The 22,965-nt window shown below is 69.7% G+C and carries 23 protein-coding genes; 12 read left to right on the plus strand and 11 right to left on the minus strand.

Annotated features, from left to right (window positions below; translation table 11 throughout):
• Positions 1-68: 68 nt before the first annotated feature.
• The 3 genes from ACWDSJ_RS32940 to ACWDSJ_RS32950 are packed head-to-tail and all read right to left on the minus strand — an operon-like array spanning position 69 to position 2,047.
• On the minus strand, positions 69-929 hold the full coding sequence (locus ACWDSJ_RS32940) for a TIGR03619 family F420-dependent LLM class oxidoreductase (protein ID WP_450036569.1): 861 nt from the start codon (positions 927-929) through the stop codon (positions 69-71).
• Complete coding sequence (locus ACWDSJ_RS32945) at positions 926-1,321, minus strand: MerR family transcriptional regulator (protein WP_450036571.1); 396 nt, start codon at positions 1,319-1,321, stop codon at positions 926-928. The genes ACWDSJ_RS32940 and ACWDSJ_RS32945 overlap by 4 nt, the downstream gene beginning before the upstream one ends.
• Positions 1,322-1,372: 51 nt before the next feature.
• Positions 1,373-2,047: a TetR/AcrR family transcriptional regulator gene (locus ACWDSJ_RS32950; protein WP_387363222.1), complete on the minus strand. Its 675-nt coding sequence runs from the start codon at positions 2,045-2,047 to the stop codon at positions 1,373-1,375.
• A gap of 175 nt (positions 2,048-2,222) precedes the next feature.
• On the opposite strand from ACWDSJ_RS32950, the gene ACWDSJ_RS32955 reads away from it, so the two are divergent.
• A complete protein-coding gene (locus ACWDSJ_RS32955; protein ID WP_450036573.1) occupies positions 2,223-2,750 on the plus strand; it encodes a hypothetical protein in 528 nt (175 codons plus the stop codon).
• On the opposite strand, the gene ACWDSJ_RS32960 is transcribed toward ACWDSJ_RS32955, so the two are convergent.
• From ACWDSJ_RS32960 to ACWDSJ_RS32970, 3 genes are all read right to left on the minus strand, one after another.
• Entirely contained in the window at positions 2,723-4,210 is a 1,488-nt protein-coding gene (locus tag ACWDSJ_RS32960; protein ID WP_450036575.1) for an amino acid permease, read from the minus strand. The genes ACWDSJ_RS32955 and ACWDSJ_RS32960 overlap by 28 nt on opposite strands.
• Positions 4,211-4,325: 115 nt before the next feature.
• A complete protein-coding gene (locus tag ACWDSJ_RS32965) occupies positions 4,326-5,381 on the minus strand; it encodes a phosphotransferase enzyme family protein (RefSeq protein WP_450036576.1) in 1,056 nt (351 codons plus the stop codon).
• A gap of 7 nt (positions 5,382-5,388) precedes the next feature.
• Positions 5,389-6,744 (minus strand): purine-cytosine permease family protein, encoded by a 1,356-nt coding sequence (locus ACWDSJ_RS32970; protein ID WP_450036578.1) that lies wholly within the window; start codon positions 6,742-6,744, stop codon positions 5,389-5,391.
• Positions 6,745-7,016: 272 nt separating this feature from the next.
• Here ACWDSJ_RS32970 and ACWDSJ_RS32975 point away from each other — a divergent pair, with 272 nt between their 5' ends.
• Both ACWDSJ_RS32975 and ACWDSJ_RS32980 read left to right on the plus strand, forming a co-directional pair.
• A complete protein-coding gene (locus ACWDSJ_RS32975; protein ID WP_450036662.1) occupies positions 7,017-8,207 on the plus strand; it encodes an esterase/lipase family protein in 1,191 nt (396 codons plus the stop codon).
• A gap of 115 nt (positions 8,208-8,322) precedes the next feature.
• Complete coding sequence (locus tag ACWDSJ_RS32980) at positions 8,323-8,727, plus strand: PPOX class F420-dependent oxidoreductase (protein ID WP_450036580.1); 405 nt, start codon at positions 8,323-8,325, stop codon at positions 8,725-8,727.
• On the opposite strand, the gene ACWDSJ_RS32985 is transcribed toward ACWDSJ_RS32980, so the two are convergent.
• Both ACWDSJ_RS32985 and ACWDSJ_RS32990 read right to left on the minus strand, forming a co-directional pair.
• On the minus strand, positions 8,721-9,542 hold the full coding sequence (locus ACWDSJ_RS32985; protein ID WP_450036582.1) for an NAD(P)H-binding protein: 822 nt from the start codon (positions 9,540-9,542) through the stop codon (positions 8,721-8,723). The genes ACWDSJ_RS32980 and ACWDSJ_RS32985 overlap by 7 nt on opposite strands.
• Before the next feature lie 28 nt (positions 9,543-9,570).
• On the minus strand, positions 9,571-10,296 hold the full coding sequence (locus ACWDSJ_RS32990) for a TetR/AcrR family transcriptional regulator (RefSeq protein WP_450036584.1): 726 nt from the start codon (positions 10,294-10,296) through the stop codon (positions 9,571-9,573).
• 159 nt (positions 10,297-10,455) lie between these two features.
• Between ACWDSJ_RS32990 and ACWDSJ_RS32995 the strand changes: the two genes are divergently transcribed.
• Positions 10,456-11,091, plus strand: a complete 636-nt coding sequence (locus ACWDSJ_RS32995) for a DUF2306 domain-containing protein (protein WP_450036586.1) — start codon at positions 10,456-10,458, stop codon at positions 11,089-11,091.
• Here the strand turns inward: ACWDSJ_RS32995 and ACWDSJ_RS33000 are convergent.
• A complete protein-coding gene (locus ACWDSJ_RS33000; RefSeq protein ID WP_450036588.1) occupies positions 11,073-11,918 on the minus strand; it encodes a helix-turn-helix transcriptional regulator in 846 nt (281 codons plus the stop codon). The genes ACWDSJ_RS32995 and ACWDSJ_RS33000 overlap by 19 nt on opposite strands.
• Positions 11,919-12,021: 103 nt before the next feature.
• Between ACWDSJ_RS33000 and ACWDSJ_RS33005 the strand changes: the two genes are divergently transcribed.
• Complete coding sequence (locus ACWDSJ_RS33005) at positions 12,022-12,963, plus strand: SDR family NAD(P)-dependent oxidoreductase (RefSeq protein WP_450036589.1); 942 nt, start codon at positions 12,022-12,024, stop codon at positions 12,961-12,963.
• Positions 12,964-13,009: 46 nt separating this feature from the next.
• Here the strand turns inward: ACWDSJ_RS33005 and ACWDSJ_RS33010 are convergent, their stop codons facing one another.
• On the minus strand, positions 13,010-13,891 hold the full coding sequence (locus ACWDSJ_RS33010) for an SGNH/GDSL hydrolase family protein (RefSeq protein ID WP_450036591.1): 882 nt from the start codon (positions 13,889-13,891) through the stop codon (positions 13,010-13,012).
• A gap of 93 nt (positions 13,892-13,984) precedes the next feature.
• On the opposite strand from ACWDSJ_RS33010, the gene ACWDSJ_RS33015 reads away from it, so the two are divergent.
• From ACWDSJ_RS33015 to ACWDSJ_RS33040, 6 genes are all read left to right on the plus strand, one after another.
• Positions 13,985-15,238 carry a glycosyltransferase 87 family protein gene (locus tag ACWDSJ_RS33015; RefSeq protein WP_450036592.1) on the plus strand — a complete coding sequence of 418 codons (1,254 nt, stop codon included), beginning with the start codon at positions 13,985-13,987 and terminating at the stop codon, positions 15,236-15,238.
• Positions 15,235-15,870 (plus strand): TetR/AcrR family transcriptional regulator, encoded by a 636-nt coding sequence (locus tag ACWDSJ_RS33020; RefSeq protein ID WP_450036594.1) that lies wholly within the window; start codon positions 15,235-15,237, stop codon positions 15,868-15,870. The genes ACWDSJ_RS33015 and ACWDSJ_RS33020 overlap by 4 nt, the downstream gene beginning before the upstream one ends.
• Before the next feature lie 103 nt (positions 15,871-15,973).
• Entirely contained in the window at positions 15,974-18,166 is a 2,193-nt protein-coding gene (locus ACWDSJ_RS33025) for an amylo-alpha-1,6-glucosidase (protein WP_450036596.1), read from the plus strand.
• A 1-nt stretch (position 18,167) separates the two neighbouring features.
• A complete protein-coding gene (locus ACWDSJ_RS33030) occupies positions 18,168-18,494 on the plus strand; it encodes a plasmid stabilization protein (RefSeq protein WP_387363175.1) in 327 nt (108 codons plus the stop codon).
• A gap of 32 nt (positions 18,495-18,526) precedes the next feature.
• Positions 18,527-19,363 (plus strand): MEDS domain-containing protein, encoded by an 837-nt coding sequence (locus ACWDSJ_RS33035; protein ID WP_450036599.1) that lies wholly within the window; start codon positions 18,527-18,529, stop codon positions 19,361-19,363.
• Positions 19,360-20,274, plus strand: coding sequence for an anti-sigma factor RsbA family regulatory protein (locus tag ACWDSJ_RS33040; RefSeq protein ID WP_450036601.1), 915 nt, complete (start codon positions 19,360-19,362; stop codon positions 20,272-20,274). Before ACWDSJ_RS33035 ends, ACWDSJ_RS33040 begins: the two co-directional genes overlap by 4 nt.
• Before the next feature lie 246 nt (positions 20,275-20,520).
• Here ACWDSJ_RS33040 and ACWDSJ_RS33045 read toward each other — a convergent pair whose 3' ends face one another.
• The gene (locus ACWDSJ_RS33045; protein WP_450036603.1) at positions 20,521-22,047 is read right to left on the minus strand and encodes an MFS transporter; all 1,527 of its coding nucleotides are present in this window, start codon (positions 22,045-22,047) and stop codon (positions 20,521-20,523) included.
• Between the two features lie 85 nt (positions 22,048-22,132).
• On the opposite strand from ACWDSJ_RS33045, the gene ACWDSJ_RS33050 reads away from it, so the two are divergent.
• Complete coding sequence (locus ACWDSJ_RS33050; protein WP_450036605.1) at positions 22,133-22,693, plus strand: TetR/AcrR family transcriptional regulator; 561 nt, start codon at positions 22,133-22,135, stop codon at positions 22,691-22,693.
• Positions 22,694-22,965 lie beyond the last annotated feature (272 nt).

Raw genomic sequence — 22,965 nt, forward strand, 5'->3', positions numbered from 1 at the left:
CCAACCGCATCCCCGGTTCGCCGGGAAGCCCCCGAACCTCGAACCGCGGTGCGATCGCGCCGGATCGGCTAGGACGCCGTCAACCCGAAACGCGCGGCGAAGTCCGACATCTGGTCGTGCTGTTCGGCGGCGGACTCGGTGGTGAGGTTGACCACGACGCGGGTCACGCCGTGCTCGGCGAGTTCGGCGACCCGCTCGGGGGCCAGATTCGCCGAGCCCCACCGGGTGTACTCCAGCGCGGCCGGATCGCGCCCGGCCTCGGCCGCGGCCTCGCGGGCGAGGTCGAGTTGCCGATCGCGTTCGGCCTCGTCGAGCATGCCGCCCGCGAAGTAGCCCTCGCCCCGGCGACCGGCGCGGCGGGCGGCGGCCCGGCTGGAGCCGCCGACGTGGATCGGAAGGTTCGCTCCCGCAAGCGGTTTCGGATAACTGCACAGCTTGTCGAAGGCGAAGAACTCGCCGCGATGATCGACGCCCTCCGGCCCGCCCGCCCACAGCAGCCGCAACACGTCGATCGCCTCGTCCGCGCGGCGGCCCCGGCTGCGGAAGTCGACGCCGACCGCCTCGGCCTCGCCGGGCAGCGCGCCGAGACCGATCGTGAGCAGCCGCATCCGCCCCTTGGACAGCACGTCGAGGGTGGCCAGCCGCTTGGCGAGCACGACCGGATGCCGATACGGCAACAGCAGCACACCCGTCCCGAGCAACAACCGATCCGTCGCCGCCGCGACGAAACTCAGGCAGTCCAGCGGATCGAAGTACGCCAGCGTCGGCGGCATCTCCCCGCCCCCGTAGTTCGCCCCCGGGTACAACGCGATGTGGTCCTGTACGTACAGTCCCTCGAACCCGCATTCCTCGGCGTGGCGCGCGAACGCGACGAGCCGATCCGGATCGGTCCCGTTGAACGGCGTGCTGTAACTGACGGCGAACTTCACCGATTCTCCTCCGAAAGATATTGTGACAGTTCGCATCTCGGCGCGTCATCCGCCGCCGCGAGCTGCCCGCGCAAACGTTCCCGAACATCGGTGAGCTCGGCGATCGCCCCCTCCACCTCGGCCAGCCGGCGGCGCAGACTCTCCACCGAATCCGGGCACTCGTCCCCCGACCGATTTCCCGCCCGCAGGCAGGTCACGAACGCCCCCGCGTCCGCCAGATCGAACCCCAGCGCCAACAGTTCCCGAATCTTGCGCACGACCACCACCTCCCCCTCGTCGTACACCCGATACCCATTGGCCGACCGCCCCGCCCGCACCAACCCCTGCCGCTCGTAATACCGCAACATCCGAGCACTGATCCCGGCCCGATCCGCCAACTCCCCGATCAACATGCGACCTCCTCACCACACCGACCCCGCCGACGCTAAACCTTGTCATCGATGTCAGAGCAAGCCGTCGCGGCCCCGCACCGTCGCGTCGCACAGCCTGAGGGCCGCGTCGGTGAACAACGGGGCCAGACTCGGCAACGCCTGCGCCCCTTCATGATTCAGGCACGCGCGGATGCGGTCATCGATACCGCCCAGCAGCATGTCGACCATCCGGGGATCGGGCAGCGCGGCCAGTTCCCCGTGCCGCACGGCCGCCCCGGCGACCTCGGTGAGGTAGTCGGCGAACAGCCGATGCACCCGCGCCCGATGCTCGACCAACGGCCCGCCGGCCACCAGCGCCTCCACGTACAACGCCCGGGTGACGGCGGGTGCGGCGGCCAGCACGTCGAGATAGGTCTCGAAGGAGATCCGCACCCGGACGCCGAAATCGCTGTCGTGCCAGCGGCCGATCGCCGCCGTCACCCGATCCAGCGCTCGCTCGACGCCGAAATCGTATGCGGCGGCGAAACATTCGTCCTTACCGGCGAACATGGCGTAGAACGTCCGCCGGGCCACCCGGGCCCGCGCGACGATATCGCCGACGGTGGTGGCCGCGTAGCCGAACTCCCCCACCACGTCCAGTGCCGCCCCGCACAATCGCCGATGCTGCGACGACTCCACCTCCGCGCGACTGAGCCGATGCCTGCCGCGCGGCAGGCGGCCGGCCGTCTCGTCGGTCCGCACGCTCATACCGCCAGGATATGGACAGTCGACCGGTTCAGCAGGACGGGCACGACACCGTGCACGTTCGGCGGGCAAAAACGTTTGCCAGAAGGTAGCCTATCAATCGACAAGACGGTCGTCCGTCCTGTCCACCTGTCACACCACGGCAGAGAAACGAGCACCTATGGCGACGATAGGGCAGTTGAGGGCGGCACTGGCGATCCTGGGCGCCGAGGTCGACGAGGTTGCCGAGCAGGTGTGGGGCCGAGAGCTGGCGGGCACCGACACCGCGGGTGTCGAACATGCCATGCTCGCGGGTCTGCTGTACCGCACGCTCGGCGCGGAACTCCGCCGCGCGCTCAGCGAGGCGCCGGATCTGGGCGGCCTGTCCGACCGCGCGGGCGCCGCGGGACCGAGCGGCGTCGCGCTGCGCGACGAGAATCCCGCCGCCCAAGCGCATTTCGAGGCGTACTGGCTCACCGACCGCGTCGCCCAGGTCTACGACGCCGTCGATCGGGTGCCCCCGCCGCTGGCCGCGGCGGCCTATACGGCGGAGGTCACCCGGGCGCTGCTGCGCCTACATCTCGACGGCGCCGCAGGACGGCCCGACGGCGAATACGCCCAGTGGGAAACGATTCTCGAACAGCTCGACCGCGCCCGGGCGCTGGCGCGGTCCGCCCACGCGGCGGGTGAGACCGCGCCTCAGGGTGTTTCGACCGCGCCGGACTGACCGGCCGCCCGCTCCCGCTTGCGCAACACCGAATGGCGTACGCCGTAGGTGAAATACAGCGCCAGCCCCACGACCATCCACACGAGGAACCGCAGCCAGGTTTCCACCGACAGGTTCAGCATCAGCCACACACAGGCGATCACGGCCAGGATCGGCACCAACGGCACCAGCGGCACCCGGAATCCGCGCGGCAGGTCCGGCCGCGTCCGCCGCAGGATCAGCACGCCGATCGAGACCAGCACGAAGGCGAACAGCGTGCCGATGTTGACCATCTCCTCGAGCGTGCCGAATTCGACGAAGCCCGCCAGCACCGCGCACACCACGCCGACGATGACGGTGATACGCACGGGCGTGTCCTTGCGGCCGGTGCGCGCCAGCCCGCGCGGCAACAGCCCGTCGCGCGACATCGCGAACAGCACCCGGGTCTGCCCGAGGTACATCACCATGACGACGGTGGTGAGACCGGCCAGCGCGCCGATCGAGATGATGTTCTTGGCCCAGTCCACCCCGTGGATCGCGAAGGCGGTCGCGAGAGTGGCGTCGCCACTGGACAATTCGGTGTAGGGCACCATCCCGGTGAGCACCAGCGAGACCGCCACGTACAGCACGGTCACGATGAGCAGCGAGCCGATGATGCCGCGCGGCACATTGCGCTGCGGGTTCTTGGTCTCCTCGGCGGTGGTGGCGACGACGTCGAAGCCGATGAACGCGAAGAACACCAGGCTCGCCGCGGCCAGCAGCCCGTACCAGCCGAAGGTGCTGTTGCCCGCGCCGGTCAGCCACGAGAACAACGACTGATGCACGCCGGACCCGCCCTCGCCCGGCTTGGACGGCGGGATGAACGGCGAGAGGTTCTCGGACTTGAAGTAGGTCAGCCCGACCACGAGCACCAGCGCGATCACCGCGAGTTTGATGGCGACCGCGATCGCCGAGACCCGCGAGGACACCTTGGTGCCGACGGCCAGCAGCACGCCGAGCACGGCCAGCAACAGCACCGCGCCCCAGTCGAAGCTGACCGACCCGAAGTGGACGATCGGCGTGCGCGACCCCATCACCTCGCCGAGGTACTGCGACCAGCCCTTGGCGACGACCGCGGCGGAGAGGGCGAATTCGAGGATGAGGTCCCAGCCGATGATCCAGGCGGCGAGTTCACCGAAGGTCGCGTAGGAGAAGGTGTAGGCGCTGCCCGCGACCGGCACGGTCGAGGCGAACTCGGCGTAGCACAGCGCGGCCAGCCCGCAGGCGACGGCGGCGAAGACGAAGGCGAGCGAGACCGAGGGACCGGCGACGGTTCCCGCGGTGCGCGCGGTGAGCGTGAAGATACCGGCGCCGACGACCACGGCCACGCCGAAGACGGTGAGGTCGACCGCGGTCAGATCCCGCCGCAGTCTCGAGTCCGGGTCGTCGGTGTCGCTGATCGACTGCTCTACGGATTTGGTGCGGAACAACGCGCTGGCCAACCTCTTACTCCTCCGTTGTAGCTGCCCCCCGCTCGACCCGCCTGCGACATAGTATTGCCCGGTTCGCCCGCCGAGATGCACCAGGTCGGCAAAAACTGTCAGCGGAATTCGGCCGTCATCGGGTCAGTCGTCCGATGCGCCGGGTGAACGCGCGTCCGTCGGACGAGGCCGCCCAGCGCAGGCGGTCGGAAAGGTGTCGGCGGTAGGCGATTTCGGCGTTCTCGTGGTTGGGGTGCGGGAGGACCGAGAGGAAGTAGTCGATCTCGGAGAGTTCGTAGGCGACGTGGCAGAGCGGGAACAGTTTCGGCAGGGCGTCGCGTTCGGCGGGGGTGAGCGGACGCGTTTCGCGGTAGGCGGCGAGGAAGGCCGCGAGCTGGTCGGCGCGCACGCGCGCGGGGCCGCCCGCGGACAGCGCGAGCCAGTCGACGGCGAAGCGTTCCACGGCGACGGCGAGGTCGAAGACGGCGGTGGTGCGGTTGGCGAGGCCGAAATCGAAGACCGCGGTGATCTCGTCGCCGGACCACAGCAGGTTGGTGGGGTGCCAGTCGTTGTGCGTCCAGAGGGGTTCCAGGTCACCGAGTTCTATTGGCGGCCAAGCCAATTCGGTTCGCCAGGGTCTGTTCGCCAGGAACGCGGCGAGCGCCGGGCGGGCGGCGGCGTAGGTCCGGGTCGTGGCGATCGGGTCGGTGCAGATCGCGGGGGTCAGGGGGCGTACGGGACGGGCGGGTGTGTCGTAACCGGCTGCGGCGGTGTGCATTCGGCCCAGCATCCGCCCCGACGCGGCGGCGTGCGCCACGGAAAGATAGGGCGTCCAGGAGAACACCCCGCGGTACGGATCCGACCCCGCCCCGCGCGTCTGCATCTCGTAGGAGAAGCCGTCCCGAGTCCAAGACCGCACCTCGGGCACCGGAATGCCTTGCCGCCGAAGATGATCCATGAACCGGTGCTCCTCCGCGAGCGCCGCGCCGTCGCGCAGCGCCACCGGCACGCGCTTGACCACCACCCGAGACCCGTTCCCCATCCGTACCCGGGCCGTGGTCGACAGGGGTCGGGGACTGCGCCACTCGATCTCGACGGCGCCGTCGATCTCGTCGAGAGTCAGTGGCGGGTAATCGGGTTCGGCCACCGGGTCGGCGCCCATGCCCCAGACCCATTCGCCGTCCCGGCCCACCCCGGCCCTACCGTCCCGGCGTTCCGGCGCGCCGGCGCTCCACCATCACCAGGAGACCGGTGACCGCCCCGGCGACGAGGAACGAGAACAACGACGCCGACGACCAGCCGCCCGGCCGCACCCCCACCGCGTCCTGCACCCGCACCCAGAACCGGGCCCACCACGTCACCGATCCCGGATTGAACAGCTGATACACCGCGAAACCCAGCACCCACGGCAGCACCATGAGCGGACGCGCGGGCGCGTGCTCCGACAGATCCCACCCCCGCCGCCCGCGGCCGAGGAAGTAGTCCACCACCAGCACCGCGCACAACGGCACGAACACCGACCCGATCAGCAACAGGAAGTTGGAGAATCCGGTGAAGTCGTGCACCCCCAGGGCCAGCACGGTCGCCAGCGCCCCGACCGCCCCGGCGAGGATCCGCCGATCCACGCGCGGCAGCAGATTCTGCAACGACATGGCCGTCGAATAGACGTTCGCGAACGACTGATCCGACTCCCGCAGCACCAGCACGGCGAAGAACACCCAGCCCGCCGCCACCCCGAGGAAGGTGTCGAAGATCCGCTCCGGATCGCCGCCGACCTGGAGCAACGCGACGATGCCCAGCAGATAGCACCAGATCTGGCCCACCGAATAGCCGAGCAGCGTCGCGCCCGACGCCGCGGCCGCCGAGCGCGCGTGCCGGGTGTAGTCCGCGGCCAGCGGCACGAACGAAACCGCAACGGCCAGAGCGGTATCCACGGCCGGGAAGAATCCGCTCCACGAGGTGTCCGGGCTCGGGGGCAGCGGATGCCGCAGCAACTGCACGGTGAAATACAGCATCGAGATCGCCACCGCGACGGTCACGTACTTGCGCAGGATGTGCAGCACCGACAACGGCCACACCGCCATCGCGGTGCACAGCACCCCGGCCGCCACGATCACCGCGACCCGCGGCAGCGCGCCGTGCGTCAATGCCCGCACCCCACCGGAGATGACGGTCAGCTCGTACACGCCCCAGCCGACGCACTGCACGATATTGGCGACCGTGGGCACGTACGACAGGCGAGTTCCGAACAGCCCCCGGAAGTTCGCCATCGCGGGCGCCCCCGTGCGCGCGCCCACCGCGCCCGCGGCCGCGACCATCGCGGTCCCGATCACCGTCCCCAGCACGGTCGCCAGGATCGCGGCGAGCACCGGCAACTGCGGGGAGTCCCCCGGCCGCAGGACGAACAGCGCCCCGGTGAATCCGATGAGACTGACCCCGAGATTCACCCAGAACGCCGTCTGATCGGCGAAGGAGAGGCTGCGTGGGGGTTCGGTGGTGAGCGTGAGGGGCGCCTCGGCGTTTCGAGCCCGCCGCTGCTCGCGAGTATCGGCCATAACCCACCCCATGCTAGGTCACGGGCGGTTCCGTCGCGGACGTGGCCCGGCGTGGTGAACTGGTGGAAATACCGATTGCCGAGATCGAATATACGTCTGATTCACAATGTGTTATATCACTCTCGCAATCGGGTCGAATTGTGAGATTTTTCAGCTTGTTCAGCACCTCGGCGAATACAGGAAATGGTCGGAGTTACCGTTTATCCACTTCGACGTTCAGACGCCGGAGAACCATTTCACCGTGATCATTAATTCTGCAAAGAGGCAGCATGATGAAGCGAACCCAGAATCGGAAATTACTGCGTCTGGCGATCTTCGCCAGCACATTCGCGCTCACCGTCGGCGCGTCCGGCGCGCTGGCCGGCGCCGAACCGGCCGCGCCGAGCTCGACCACGACGACCACGGCCGCCCCGCCCGCCGCGGCCGCACCCGCGGCGGACGCGGGCACGTCCTCACTCAGCGCACAGAAACAGCAGCTCATCGACAAGATCGCGAGCGGGCTGAAGGACAAGTCGAAGCAGCCGGTCGCCGATACGGGGGGAAGTTCGGCGTCGGACACCAAGGGGTCCGGGCCCGAGATGTCGGCGTTCCTGGCGGCGTTCGGGTACTCGCTGCTCAATCCCGACGTCGCCCCGCCCGGGGTCAACGATTGGAGCTGTAAGCCCAGCTCGGCGCATCCGCGGCCGGTCGTTCTGGTGCACGGCACGTGGGCCAACGCCTACGACACGTTCGCGTACATGAGCAAGCCGATCAAGGACGCGGGTTTCTGCGAATTCGCCTTCAACTACGGCCGTTCCGACCTGCTCAACGGGGGCGGCGCCGGTTCGCTGCTGCCCGGCGCGTACGGCACCGGCGACATCCCGACCTCGGCCAAGCAATTGGCGACCTTCGTCGACCGCGTCCTGTCCGCCACGGGCGCCCCGCAGGTCGACATCATCGGCTGGTCGCAGGGCGGTTCGATGACGAACTATTACACGAAATACGAAGGCGGCGGCACGAAGGTCAAAAACCTCATCACCTACGGCGCCACCCATCACGGCACCACGCTCGACGGAATCGGCGCTCTCGGCCGAGCCATCAACAATTTCGGCATCGACGTTCTCGGCCCCATTTCCCTCGTCGTCGGAGTCTCCGGAATCCAGCAGACCGTCGGCTCGGATTTCATCAACAAGCTGAATGCCAACGGCGACACCGTCTCCGGCATCAACTACACCGTCGTAGGCACCCGCTACGACGAGATCACCACCCCCTACGACTCCACCTTCCTCACCGCGGGCCCCGGCGCGACGGTCCACAACATCACCCTCCAGGACGACTGCGGCATAGACCTCTCCGACCACCTGACCATGATGTACTCCCCCCGAGCCCTCTCCATCGCCCTCAACGCTTTGGACCCGGCCAAGTTCCCCAACCTGAAATGCTCCCCCAACCCCTGGCTGATCGGAGGCGGCGGCCACCCGTGACGTGAACCCCTGCCGCCGGGCCGTGCCAACGGCCCGGCGGTTCGGCATGCCCTCACCGACGTCTTCCCACGTCCGTTACCCTCGGCGTCCGAACCACGACGAACAGGATGACGCGATGCCCGAGATCACCCCGACCGAAATCCCCGCCAGCCACCGGGACCTCCTCACCCGACCCCTGTTCGCCCATCTCTCCACACTTCGCAAAGATGGTTCGCCGCAGACGAATCCGATGTGGTTCGCCTGGGATGGGACGCATCTTCGGTTCACCACCACCCGCAACCGCCGCAAGTTCCGCAATGTCGAGGCCGACCCCCGCGTCTCCCTCTCCATCAACGACCCCGACCAGCCCTACCGCTACCTCGAGGTCCGCGGCGAGGTCACCGCGGTCGAACCCGACCCCACGGGGGAGTTCTTCCTGTTCCTGGCTCGGCGCTACGAGATGTCGATCACCGAGGCACCGGCCGATGCTCCGGATCGGGTCGTGCTCGTCGTGACGCCGACGGGGACCAGCGTTCAGTAGTGCGGGGCGCGGAAGGCGTCCGCGTGGGCCTCGGCCCACTGTTCGAAGGTGCGCGGGGGGCGGCCCAGAATCGTTGTCACGGTGGGGCGCACGATGGACTCGTCGATCGCGCCGTTGACATAGAAGTCGAAGAACGCGTCGACGTATTCGACGGGAGTGTCTCGCAGCATCTCCGTGCGAGCCACGTCGTCGCTGAGGCCCTCGCAGACCAAGGGGCGGTCGGTGACCTTTGCCAGAACGGCGACCTGTTCGGCGGGGGTGAGGGCCTGCGGGCCTGTGGGCCAGAGGATTTCGCCTCGATGGTCGCCGTTGCGCAGGACCGTCGCCGCCACCTCGCCGAGATCCTCGGGATCCAGCACCGCCGTGCGTACCGCCGGGAACGGCGCTCGCACGACGTCGCCCGCCCGCAACTGCGGTAGCCAGCGCAGGGCGTTCGACGCGAAAGCGCAGGGGCGCAGGATGGTCCAGGCCGTGGCGGTTTCGGTGACCTCCTGTTCGGAGGCCATCATGTAGCGGGTGACGGTGTTGGAGGTGTCGCCGGTTCCGGCGGAGACGCCGGAGAGCAGCACGATGTGTTCCACGCCGGCGGCGGCCGCCGCGCGGGCGACGCCGGGGTATCCGGGGAGCAGGAAGGCCGCTCGGACACCCGAGAAATCCAGGGAGTCGGGTGAATTCAGGTCTCCCGCAACGACTTCCACGCCCGCGGGCAGCGCGGCGTGTTCCGGGTTCCGTACCACCGCCCGCACCGGTTCCCCGGACAAGGCCCGTACCACTTCCGCACCGACGTTGCCGGTCGCTCCCGTAACCAGAATCATGCGTCGATCCTCCCAGGACACCGGCGATTCAGCCGTCCAACCGCCCGGCGATACCGTCCAGCAGCGTTCCCAACCCGAACTCGAAAACCGCCTCCGCCGTCGACCGCGAATCGTTCGGCTCCTGCGGCGCGTCGCTCAGCATGGCCAGCATGGCGGGGTACCGCTCCACCCGCCCGGACCGGCGGATCATCTCCGGATCGAGCACCGGACCCACATGCCCGCCCACGTCCCGCCCGAGCGCCGGATCGATCTCCAGCCGCGCCACGCCGCCGACGAACGCGTTCACCGACATGACGGCCTCGATCGCGACGCCGGGCGGCGATCCGGACGCCAGGAGAACCGCCATCGGCGCCTCTGCCCACGCCGCCTCGTTCGGCCCCATCCACCGATTGCTCGAGCCGATCCCGAGCACCCACGGATGATCGCGATACAGCTCCCGCGTCCTCCGGGCCCAAAGGTCCAGTGCCGCACGCCAATCCCCGGAGGGCAGGTTCAACGGAACGGACATGGTCGAGTCGAGCATCAACGCGACGAGATCGTCCTTGCCCGGCACATGCCGATACAGCGACATCGTCGCCGCACCCAACTCGCTCGCCACCCGCTGCATCGATAGCGCGCCGATCCCCTCCCCGTCCGCGATCTCGACGGCCGCGTCCACGATGCGCTCCAGGCTCAGTCCGGGCCGGGGACCTCGACCGGAGGGCTGCTTGCCGGTCCACAGCAGCCGTGCGACCCGAGGGAGTTCATCGCTCATGTTCGCTCCTCACCGCTATTGCGTATAACATACGCCTATGCGTATGCAATACGCAGAAGAATCCCACGAACCTGGATGGCACCCATGGCGACACCGACCAGAATCCCGAATCCCCCTGCGCCCCAGACGAATACCCGACGCTGGTGGCAACGCCCCTGGGTGGGACCGCTGTTGGTCCTCACCGTCGCGTTCGTCGCGTTCTCCCTGCCGCCCTATCTGACCCTGGACCGGACGCGCTCCCGCATCCCCGATCCGGGTTTCGCCCCGCACTACCCGCTGCTCGTCCTGCACGTCGTGTGCGGATCGATCGCCATTCTCAGCTGCGGTTTCCAGGTCTGGCCGTGGTTTCGCCGCAGGTATCCCGCACTGCATCGGCGGTTGGGCCGCTGGTACGTGTTCGCGGGCGTCCTCCCCGCCGGACTCGCGGGTTTGGTCATCGGCGCGACCAGCCCATTCGGGCCGGTGGCCCGCGTCAGCAATGTCATGCTCGCCGCCCTGTGGCTGACCATCACCGCGACGGGATGGCGCATGGCTCGTCGTCGCCGCTTCGCCGAACACAGGCGCTGGATGATCCGCAGCTTCGCCCTGACCCTGTCGATCATGCTCAATCGCGTCCTGGCCGCCGTCCTCGTGGTGATCTTCGATCCCCAACTGGAGACGACCTTCCACGGCGACGAGAAACTGATGACCCAGACCGTCGCCGGAATCGGCACCTGGCTCGGCTGGACCACCTGCCTCCTGATCGCCGAATGGTGGATCGAACGCGGCCTGCGCACTCAGCGCGTCAGCGCCTGAGTCCCCAGGACGATGGCGAGCTCCAGCCGCTCGGCGTCCTCGGTGCCGGGCTCGGCGGTGTAGACGGTGACGCGCAGATCGTCCTGGGTGACGATCAACGTGTCGCAATCGAGGGTGATCCGCCCGACCGCCGGATGATCGATGGTCTTGCGCCGCGCCGGATCACCCGGCGGCGTCGGATTCTCGGCCTCCCACAGTTCGGCGAATCGCGCACTGCCCGAGGACATCTCGGCGATCGATCGGCGCAACGACCGATCGGCGGGGTAGCGCGCCGCCGTCAATCGCAGATCCGCGACGAGCCGGGCCTCGTGCTCGGCCTGCTCCCGAGCCGTGTGCACCACCCGGGACGGCATCCGAGTCACATTGCGCCACACGGCATTTCGTTCCATCCCCCGCCAGCTCGTGGTATCGCCCATGAGCGCGTCGTACGGCGCGTTGGCCAGCACCAGCGTCCACCCGGCGTCGTACACGACCACGGGCGTGTGCGACAGCCGATCCAGCAGCCGCTGCACGCTCGGGGTGATCCGCGACGGCACCACATCCGGGCCGGGCGCGGCCAAACCCGCCAGCCGGTACAGCAGATCGCGATCGCCGTCCGGCACCCGCAGCGCCCGGGCCAGCGACTGCACCACCTGGGCGGACGGCGCGGTCGCGCGTCCCTGTTCGAGCCGGGTCAGATAGTCGGCGGAGATGCCCGCGAGCCCGGCGAGTTCCTCACGGCGCAATCCGCTGGCGCGGCGGCGCGGACCCACCGGAACCCCCACGGCCTCGGGCGGCACCCGGTCGCGCAACCGGCGCAGCGTCCGGCCGAACTCCCACGCTTCCATGACCCCCAGTGTGCCCACGCCCCACCGCGACTGTCCTGGCCCTGCCGGTCCTACGAAAACCGGACGACTCCCCACGGATCGAGCACGGCCGCACGCTGATTCCATGACCGATCCCGGAACCGTCCTCATCACCGGCCCCACTCGCAACCTCGGCCGCCACACCGTCCTCGCCATGGCCGACCGTCCCCGCGACCGACGCCCCGACCTGCTGCTCGTCGGCCGCGCCGGACCCGATCTGACCGCGGTCGCCGCCGAGGCCCGAGCCCGCGGCGCGACGGTCCGCGAGATCCCCTGCGATCTGGCGAATCTCGCCGACGTCCGCGCCGCCGCGGCCACCGCCCGCGACCTGCTCGGCACCGGCGCCGTCCGACCGCTGCACGCCCTGATCGCCAACGCGGGCATCATCTCCACCGACACCCGCCGGGCCACCCCCGACGGCTACGAGACGACCTTCGCCGTCAACTATCTCGCGCACGCCCAGCTGATCGCCGACCTGCTCGGCGAATTCACCGCCCCCGCCCGCATCGTGCTGCTCGGCTCGAACACCTACCACGCCAACGTCTGGCGCAAACTCCTGCACGTCCCCCCGGCCGCCTGGGCCGACCCCGTCGACCTCGCCCGCCCGGCCACCACCGCCCCGAGCGCGACCGCCTCCGGCACCGCCTACTCCAACGCCAAGCTGGCCGTCCTCTACTACGCCCACGAACTCCAGCGCCACGCCCCCGACGGCGTGAATGTGACCGTCTTCGAACCGGGTTGGATGCCCGGCACCGCCCTGAGCCGCGGCACCCCGAAGCCCGCCCAGCTGATCGGCCGCGCGCTGGCCCGCGTCCCCGGCGTCTCCACCCCGCGACGCTCGGGTCCCCTCCTCGCCGCCCTCGCCCTCGACGACCGCTGGGCCCACCTACGCGACGGCGCCTTCGTCGTGAAATCCGTTGTCGCCGAACCACATCCGATCGCCACCGACCGCGAACGCGAACGCCGCCTGTGGGAGGCGACCGCCGAACTGCTGCGCAATCGGTCTCACTCCCCCAGCTCCCCGTAGGGCACCACCTCCCTCGTGCGGGTTCGAGCACCGCGGGGTGCCGCGGTCACGCCCCCGACAGGTACCCGAGCACCGTGCGGGCCTGGTGGTCCGCCCCGAGTTGGTTGGGGTGGAAGGGGACCGCGAGGCCGGGCGGGTCGATGGACAGCGGGATCAGGCCCTCCACCCAGCGCACTCCGGGCGGCTGGCAGGCGTCGTGACCGAAGCTGCCGGAGTAGGTGTCGACGAAATCGACTCCCGTACTCGAGGCGACCCGCGCCAGCATCCGATCCAGTTCGATGAGCTTGCGGCCCAGCCAGGCCGCGTCGCTGTCGGAGATCGGGATGACCGGGAAACAGCCGCCCTCGGTCGGGGCGCCGCGGAAGTAGTCGATCAGGAGGATGCGGGCGCGCGGCGAACGCGCCCTGATTCCGGCGATCGCGTCGACGACCTTGGGTTCGGCCGCGGCGATATTCGCCGACATCCGATCGACGCCGTCGACCACGAGCGCGTCCTGGCAGGGCGTCGCGCGCGGATTCACGGTGAGGCAGCGCTCGACGGTCGAGGCCAGGTGCGCGTCGTCGCCGCCGATCTCGAGGGTCACCAGATCCGTTGCGGGAGTGAGCCGATCGAACTGGGGCGCGTTGGTGCCGTCACGCGTGGTCTGCGCCGCGGTGAGCTCGTTCGTCGTCGCACCCTCGCACGAGGCGTCCTGGAAGCGCGCCACGCGCAATGTCGCCGCGATCTGCTTCGGGTAGTTGTGGCGGCTCTGACCGCATCCGAGCGGGGCGTACTCGGCGGTGCCCTGGCTCAGCGTGAAATCCGCGGCCCACGAATCACCGAGGGCCACATACTCTTCGAACGCTCCCTCGGCGTGCGCCGGACCCGCGAGCACGCTCACCACGGCCGCCGCCGCGGCGACCGACGACAGCAGCCGGGTCTTGAACACCGACGAACTCCTCCCCCGGAAAATCGCACGAAACCGGACCGCCTTGCGGCCCGAGCATACCCGGCGTACCGATGACCGGTAGTCTCGTCCTGGATGGTTAGTGTGTCCGCCCCCGCTCCGACGAAGTCCCCGGCCCGCTCTCTGCGCCGTCCGCTGTGGCTGATTCCGCCGCTGCTGGTCGTGGTCGCGGTCTACTGGTTGACCCATCCCAGCTATCCGCTGACCGCCATCAGCCGCGAATTCATCGATCTCCAGGTCTATCGCCTCGGGGTGCAGGCGTGGTGGCACGGCGGTGACATGTACGGCTCGCTGCCCAAGACGACCATCGGCATCAGCCTGCCGTTCATCTATCCCCCGTTCGCCGCACTGGCCCTGGGCCCGTTCGCGATGCTGGCCTGGCATCCGGCGAACATCGCGTTCTTCGTGGTCTCGACGCTGGCCCTCGCGGTGACGCTCTATCTGGTCGCCCGGCGGATGTGGCAGGGCAACACCGAACTCGTGCTGTGGGCGACGGCCTGCGCGATCCCGTTGGGAATGCTGCTCGAACCCGTACACTCCACGCTCGACTTCGGCCAGGTCAACCTGCTGCTCATGGTCCTGGTGGCCGCCGACTGCCTGGCGCCGCGCCCGAAGTGGCGGCGCGGCATGCTCATCGGCATCGCGGCCGCGATCAAACTGACCCCGGCCGCGTTCGTCATCTACTTCCTGGTCCGCAAGGACTACCGGGCCGCGCTCACCGCCGCGCTCACCGGGGCCGCCGCGACGCTGCTGGCCTTCGCGGTCATGCCGCACGAATCCGCGCGGTACTGGTTCGGCGGCATGGGCAATGTCTCCGGGCTGAGCGGTTCGGCCTTCCACACCAACCAGTCGATCCAGGGCGTGCTGTCGCGTTTCCGGGTGCCCGAACCCGCGTTCACCGCGCTGTGGCTGCTGTTGTCGGCGATCGTGCTGGCGCTGGTCGTGACGGCCATGCGCCGCGCCCACGACGAGCCGGCGCTGATGCTGGCGTTCAACGCGATCTTCACGCTGCTGGTCTCGCCGATCTCGTGGTCGCATCACTGGGTGTGGATCGCCCCGGCGCTGCTGGCCGGTGTCGGCGTGGCCGCGCGGCGTCCGCCGCGGTCGGCGCTGCCGTGGTTCGCGGTCCTGACCGCGACCGCGACCGTCTTCGTCATCGGCCCGCAGAACTGGGAGCCCGGCGACAACAACCGCGAATTCGATTGGACGCCATGGCAACACCTCGTCGGTGACACCTACGTCTGGTTGAGCGTGCTGCTGGTGGCCCTGTTCGTCTTCGGCACGCGCCGCGCCGCCGCCGCACCGGAACCGGACCCAGCCCGCACGTGAGCGACGGGACCGCCGATCGCCGCCTCCTGCGCGGGGCCCGCTCCCGCCTGGCGATCACCCGCCGCGCGGCCGAGATCGCGTCGGTGGACGGACTCGACGGCGTGAGCTTCGGCCGCCTCGCCGACGATCTCGGCATCAGCAAGGCAGGCATCCAGACCCTGTTCCGCACCAAGGAACAACTGCAACTGGCGACCATCGAGACCGCCCGCGCCGTCTTCCTCGACGAGGTCGTCACCCCCGCCCACGACCTCCCGCCCGGCCTGGCCCACCTGCGCGCCCTCATCGAGAACTGGCTCGGCTACGCCGAACGCCCGGTCTTCCCCGGCGGCTGCTTCTGGACCGCCACCCTCGCCGAATTCGACTCCCACCCCGGCCCGGTCCGCGACGCCCTGGTCCACCAGCGCGACCAATGGCTGACCCTGCTCCGCTACCACCTCGAAAAGGCCACCGCCGCAGGCGAACTCGACGGCATCGACCCCGAGCTGGCCGCCGTCCAGCTCGACAGCATGCTCAACGCCACGAACATCGCCCTGCGCCTGGACGACCGAACCAGCGTCCGGCTGCTCCGCCGCGGGGTGGACGAACTCCTGCGCCCGGCTCCTCGACAGACCCGCCCCCATCATGGACTATAAGTAAGATCAATTTGCTATCGGTTTCCCGCACGCGTTCGGCAGGAGGAAATGCGATGAGCAGTACCTTGTCCCACGGTGGTGGCCGGACGAGGCGGTGGGCGTCATGACCGCGCCGCGGATCTTCAACGCCGGACCGCCCATCGGGGTGGGCGGGCAGCCGACCATCACGCTGGTCGAGGCCAGTACGTTCTGTCTGTCCGATCAGTTGGGGGACATTCGGCCGGGCGGACCGCAGGGGCTGTACTACCGGGATACCCGGGTGCTCTCGCGATGGGAGGTGCGGGTGGACGGGCATCCGCTGGAACCGTTGACCGTGCAGGCGGCCGAGGCGTTCAAGGTGCGGTTCGTGCTGCGCAAGCCGCCGCGGGCCGGACTCGCCGACAGCACCGTCATGATCGAGCGGCGCCGACTCATCGGCGAGGGTCTCACCGAGATCCTCACCGTGCACAACCTCGGCAACGAGGACACCGCGCTCACCATCACCGTGCACGCCGACGCCGACTTCGCCGACCTGTTCGCGGTGAAGGAGGGGCGCACGCATCTGGGCAGCGCCGACGCCGTGGTGGTCGGCGAGCAGTTGCGGCTGTCCGATCACAACGACAACGGCCGCGGCCTGCTGCTCACCGCGACCGGACAGCCGCAGGTGCTGCCGGGCGCGATCACCTGGCGGGCCCTGGTCCCCGCGCACGGCGAGTGGAAGACCACGCTGCTGGCCCAGCCCGTCGTCAACCATCATCCGGTCCGCATGTCGATCACCGAGGAGGACAACCCGGCGCGGCGGATGAAGGCGTGGCGGGCCTCGTCGACCAATCTGACCGCCTCCGACGCCGGATTCACCCACGTGCTGCGGCACACCGAGAGCGATCTGGGCGCGCTGCGCATCGAGGGCACGCCGCGCGGCGACGAGGACGGCGACGGTCCACCGGCGTACGTGGCCGCGGGCGCGCCCTGGTTCATGACCCTGTTCGGCCGCGACAGCCTGCTCACCTCGTGGATGGCGCTGCTGCTGGACAGCGATCTGGCCGTCGGCACGTTGCGGCAGCTGGCCGAATTGCAGGGCCGCACCGTCGATCCGCTCACCGAGGAGGAACCGGGCCGCATCATGCACGAGATGCGCCGCGGCCCGGCCGGGGACCGGGTGCTCGGCGGCAGCGTCTACTACGGAACCGTCGACGCCACACCGCTTTTCGTGATGCTGCTCGACCAGTGCCGCCGCTGGGGCGCGGACGGCGCCGTCGAGGAACTGCTGCCCGCCGCCGACGCCGCGCTGTCGTGGATCGACCACTTCGGCGACTGCGACGGCGACGGGTTCGTCGAGTACCAGCGCAAAACCGATCGCGGGCTGGCCAACCAGGGCTGGAAGGACAGCTTCGACGCGATCAACGACGTGTCCGGTCATCTGGCCGAGGCGCCGATCGCGCTGTGCGAGGTGCAGGGCTACGTCTACGCCGCGCGGATGGCGCGGGCCGCGATGGCCGAGGCGCGCGGCGACACCGACACCGCCGACCGGCTGCGCGACCAGGCCCAGCAGTTGCGCAAGCAGTTCGACGAGGCGTTCTGGATCCCCGAATCCGGTTGGTACGCAATGGCTCTCGATCACCGCAAGCGCCGCGTCGACTCGCTCACCAGCAATGTGGCGCACTGTCTGTGGACGGGCATCGTGCCCGACGATCGCGCCGCGCAACTCATCGAGCAACTGTCCTCCCCCGCCATGAGCGACGGCTTCGGCCTGCGCACCCTCGCCGCGAACATGGGCGCCTACAACCCGATGAGCTACCACAACGGTTCGATCTGGCCGCACGACACCGCGATCGGCGTCGCCGGGCTGCTGCGCTACCGGCATCTGCCCGGCGCGATCGAACTGGCCGAACGGCTGGCCGAGGGATTGATCGACGCGGCGCTCGCCTTCGACGGGCGGCTGCCCGAGTTGTTCTGCGGTTTCCCGCGCGACCAGTTCCGCACGCCCGTGCCCTATCCCACGTCCTGCTCCCCCCAGGCGTGGGCGTCGGCCACGCCGCTGCTGCTGGTCCGGTCGTTCCTGGGCCTCGAACCGAACGTCCCCGGCCGCGAAATCGCCTTGGCCCCTTGCCTTCCCGAGCGCTGGGGCAACCTGGTGCTGGCCGATCTGCGCCTCGGCCCGGTCTCGGTGACCATCGAGGCCGAGGGCACCGACGGTCGCGTGCACGGCCTGCCCGCCGACTGGACGCTCACCGATTGGACCGGGCGGCATCCGGTCAGCGTCGCACCGATGGATTCGGCCGAGCGTGAAGGGGTATGTCGCGCACAGGAGGTGTGACATGCCGAAGGAATGGACGGCGAAGCAGGAGCGTCAGTACGAGCACGTGAAGGATTCGGCCCGCGACCGCGGGGCGAGCAGCGGCCGGGCGAAGGAGATCGCGGCCCGCACGGTCAACAAGAACCGCGCCCAGTCCGGTCAGTCCCGCACCGCCAGCCGCTCGTCCACGCAGGACAAGTCCCCGCAGAGCCGCGGCGGCCAGCGCTCGGGCACCAATCGGCCCAAGGGCCCGACGCGCGACCAGCTCTACAACGAGGCGCGCCAGCGCGGCATCAAGGGCCGGTCCCGGATGACCAAGGGCCAGCTGCAAAAAGCCCTGGGTAAGTAGGCCACGAAACCGGGCGGGCTACACTCGGCCTCGTGCGAAGGTCCGGGCTGGTCCACCATGCGCGGGGGTTGGGGTCACACGATCACGTCTGCTGGAGTTTCGACCGGCCCGACGAGTTCCGGCTCCGGGCCCGCGAATTCCTCGCCGACGGGCTGCGGCTCGGCGCCCGGGTCTGGTACGTGGCCGCGGGCGGCGCGGCCGAATTGGCCGGGCATCTCGGCGAACTCGACGGATGGGCCGACGCGCTGCGCGACGGCCGGGCCCGCGTGGTCTCGGTCGAGGAGGTCTATTCCGCCGGACATTCGGTCGATCCCGAGGCCCAGGTGCGCGTCTACGCCGAGGCGACCGAGGCCGCGCTGGCCGCCGGGTACACCGGATTGCGGATCGCCGCGGACGCCACCTCGCTGGTGCGCACGCCCGCGCAGCTCGCGGCGTTCGCGCGGTACGAGTGGCTGGTGGATCGCTACATGGCGACCCGGCCGTTCTCGGCGATGTGCGCCTACCACAGCGCGGAGCTGCCCGAGTCGACCCTGATCCAGCTCGCCTGTCAGCATCCGAATGCCAACGCGGCCTTCGGATTTCGCTTGTTCGGCGCCGCCGGGCATTCCGCCGCGCTCGGCGGCGAACTGGATACGCTCAGCCGCGCGCTGTTCCCCACCGTGCTGCGGCAGGCCGCGCCCGCACCCGAGGACGGCCGGTTGACGATCGACGCGACGAACCTGCGGTTCCTCGACCACCACAGCCTGCTCCGGCTCGCCGAGTACGCCGCCGCGCGGGACGCCCGCCTGGTGTTGCGGACCGGCTGGCCGGGCGCGGCGCGGCTGGTGGACGTGTTGGAGATGGACGTGCAGGTGGAGGAAGTGGCATGACCCCGACATTCGTGCATCCCGCACTCTTCTACGGGTCGGACGAGGAGTACCTGGACGGGCTCGTGCCGTTCCTGACCGAGGGCGACGGGCCCGCCGCCGCGGCGGTGCCGGGCGATCGACTCCGGCTGCTGCGCTCGGCGCTGGGCAAGGCCGCCGACGACATCACCCTGATCGATATGCGCGAGGCCGGACGCAATCCGGGGCGGATCATCGCCGGGGTGCTGCGCGAATTCGCCGACGCCCACCCCGATCGGCACGTACGGATCGTGGGCGAGCCGATCTGGGCCGGGCGCGACGAATGGGAGTATCCGGCGTGCGCGCAGCACGAGGCGCTGATCAACTTCGCCTTCGTGGAACGCGACGTGACGATCGTATGCCCTTACGACACAACGACTCTCGACGACGTCGCGGTCGCCGACGCCCGCCGGACCCATCCCGAGATCTGGGCGGCCGGGCGGCGCTACGACAGCCCGGACTACGAGCCCGACGCCGTCGTCGACCGGTACAACCAGCGACTGTTCGCCTTCGACGACCTGCCGGATCTGGTCGTGGCCGCCCCGGCCGACGTGGCCCGCGCCCGGCACACGGCGGCGGACCGCGCCCTGGGACTGGGCCTGTCGCCGCGCCGCGTACCCGATCTCGAACTCATCGTCACCGAACTGGCGACCAACAGCCTCGAGCACACCGACGGCCACTGCGAACTCCGCCTGCGCCGCGAGGGCGACTACCTGGTCTGCGAGACCCGCGACCCGGGCCACATCACCGACCCCCTCGCCGGCCGCCACCCACCGCAGCCCGGCCAGTTCGGCGGGCGCGGCCTGCTCCTGGTCCATCGGCTAGCCGATCTGTTCCGCACCTACTCGAGCCCCGAGGGCACCACCCACTACGCCCTGCTCCGCCTCGCGGACTGACGCGGGGCGACAACCGACTCCCGGTCGGGTTCCGCCGCCACACCGCCCTCACCAGCCCTGTTACCCCGAGTAACAATCATCACCCCCCAATTGGGGCGTATCACAACATTCTCGGCCCGCTTTTGGACTACCGTGCTAACACACGGGCCGTCCCTTCGGCTCGTACTCGCCCCAATTCAGCCTGGGGCGATCTCGGATAGTCGGCGCCGCCGCATCAGCGCCCGCGGCGGCGCCGACGCCCGGAGGCTAGCGGGGTCCCCCGGACGAGGGGTCCTTCCGCACCACCACGGCCACGACCACAGCGCCCGCCGTCACCGTGACCAACGCCGCCACCCGCAACGCGGAGACCGCCCCGTCGGTGAAGGCGTCGACGATCGCGGCCCCGCGGTCCGGGGCCACCGTGAGCGCCTGCGCGACCGTGCGCGGAGTGTGGCCCGAGATCATCGGCAGTCGCCGGGTGAACGTCGCGGTCAGCACGGTGCCCACGACGGCGACGCCCAACGCGCTGCCCAATTCCCTTGTGGCCGACTGCAATCCGCCCGCCACCCCGGCCCGCTCGACCGGCAGGGCCGCGGTGAGTTCGGCGGTCAGGCAGGGCAGCGCCAGCGTGATGCCGATGCCGATCACCACCAGCCAGGCCGCGTAGGCGGGGTAGGGTTGGTGCGCGGACGTGGACAGGCCGAACAGGCCCAGGCCGGTGGCCAGGAAGGCCGCGCCCAGCGTCGCCGGGACCCCGATCCGCCGCACCAGTCCCGGAACGTAGCGCGACCCGGCCAGCAGCGGCAACGACAGCGGAAGCACCCCGAGCCCGGTCAGCAGGACCGGGTAGCCGCGGCCGTACTGCAACAGCGAGGCATTGAGATAGAACAGGCCGAAGCTGCCGAAGAACGTTACCAGCATGCCCAGGCACGCGCTGGCGAGCAGTGGGATCCGGAACAGCCGCGGATCGAGCAACGGTGCGGGCGAACGGATTTCGACCGCCACCCACAGTGCCCCGAGCACACCGCAGCACGCGAACGCACCGAGCACGACACCGCTGCCCCAGCCCCCTTCGGGACCCTCGATGATGCCGACCAGCAGCGCCACCGTGGCCGCCACAAACAGCACCGTGCCCACCGGATCGAGTCGGCGGTAATGCCGGGCACTGCGCGGCGCGACCAGCCCCACCCACAGCGCGCAACCCAGGGCGACCGGGACGATCGCCGCGAACAGCCCCCGCCACGACCCGGCGGTGAGAACCGTTGCGCCACCGATGTTTCCGAGCAGTCCGCCGATACCGGTCATCGCGGCCCAGACCGCCAGCGCGCGGCCCCGACCCTCGGGCGCGGTCGCGTGCACGAGCACACCCAGGGCGTTCGGCAGCACCAGCGCCGCTCCCACACCGGTGATCGCCCGCCCCGCCAGCAGGAGCGCGACATTCGGTGCGAGGGCCGAAACGGCCGCTCCCCCAGCGAAAGTCAGCAGACCGGCCAGCAGCGCGCCCTTGCGCCCGAACCGGTCCCCCGCCGCGCCACCCGGAATCACCAGACACGCGAAGACGACGATATAGGCGTCCACGATCCACAACAGCTGCGCCCCGCTCGGCCGCAACCCGCTCGCCGCGACCATCGGCACCGCCAGATTGATCGCCGCCACCAAACCCACGACCAGGGCCGTACACGCACACACGCACGCGAGAACCGATCCGGAGCGCGGCGGGGACCCCACCGGCTCACCCATCGGCGTACGGTCCCGCCGCGATCTCGCCGATAGACGGTTTTCGAATACACGCATCGGTGTGACCTCCTTAGAAATACGAGTCATAGTGTCTCGAAACGAGAGCATATAACGAGTCACGGTGTCTCGCTATAGTTGTGACGTGGACGACGCGCGCGGTCGAGTGGGCCGCCCTCGCAGCGAACAGGCGCGGGTGGCGGTGTTGCAGGCGGTCGACGACCTGCTGGTCGAGATCGGTTACGCGGCAATGACGATGAAGGGCATCGCCGAGCGGGCCGGGGTCGGACGGCAGACGGTGTACCGCTGGTGGTCGACCAAGGCGGAGATCCTGTTCGAGGCCGGTGCGGCCGACGCCGAGCAGGAGTTGGCGATCGAACCGGCGGGATCGCCCCTCGACGACCTCACCGCCTACCTGGAGGCACTGGTGCGCTTCCTGTGGCGGTCCCCGGCGGGGGCCGCGTACCGGGCGCTGCTCGGGGAGGCCCAGCACGATCCGGCGGTCGCGGAATTGCTCGCGGGCAAGGACATTCTCGGCGACAGCGCGCGCGTGGTCGTCGAACGGGCCCTTCCGGATTCGCGGGTGCCGATCGAGCGGGCCACGGCGTTGCTGATCGGGCCTGCCTTCTACTGGGTGTTGAGCGGCCGTGACCCCGCGGGGCTCGACGCGCGCACGCTGGCCGAGGACTTTCTGCGTCAGGTGTGAGGCGTTCGGCGCGGCGCGACATCTCGGCCGAGCTGGACGTTATGACCGATCGTCCCGACCGCGGGGTCGGTGACCCGATGGCCGCGTTGCGGAACCTCAGCGCTGGACGTGATGACCGACCGTCCCGGCCACGGGGACCTGATGGCGGCGTTGCGGAACCTCAGCGCTGGACGTGATGACCGACCGCCCGGCCACGGCGACCCGATGGCCGCGTGTGGAGCCTCAGCGCGGACTTACCCCCCGCGACGAGACATAGCGACGCCGCGGTGTGC

This window comes from Nocardia sp. NPDC003482 (genome assembly GCF_053588115.1).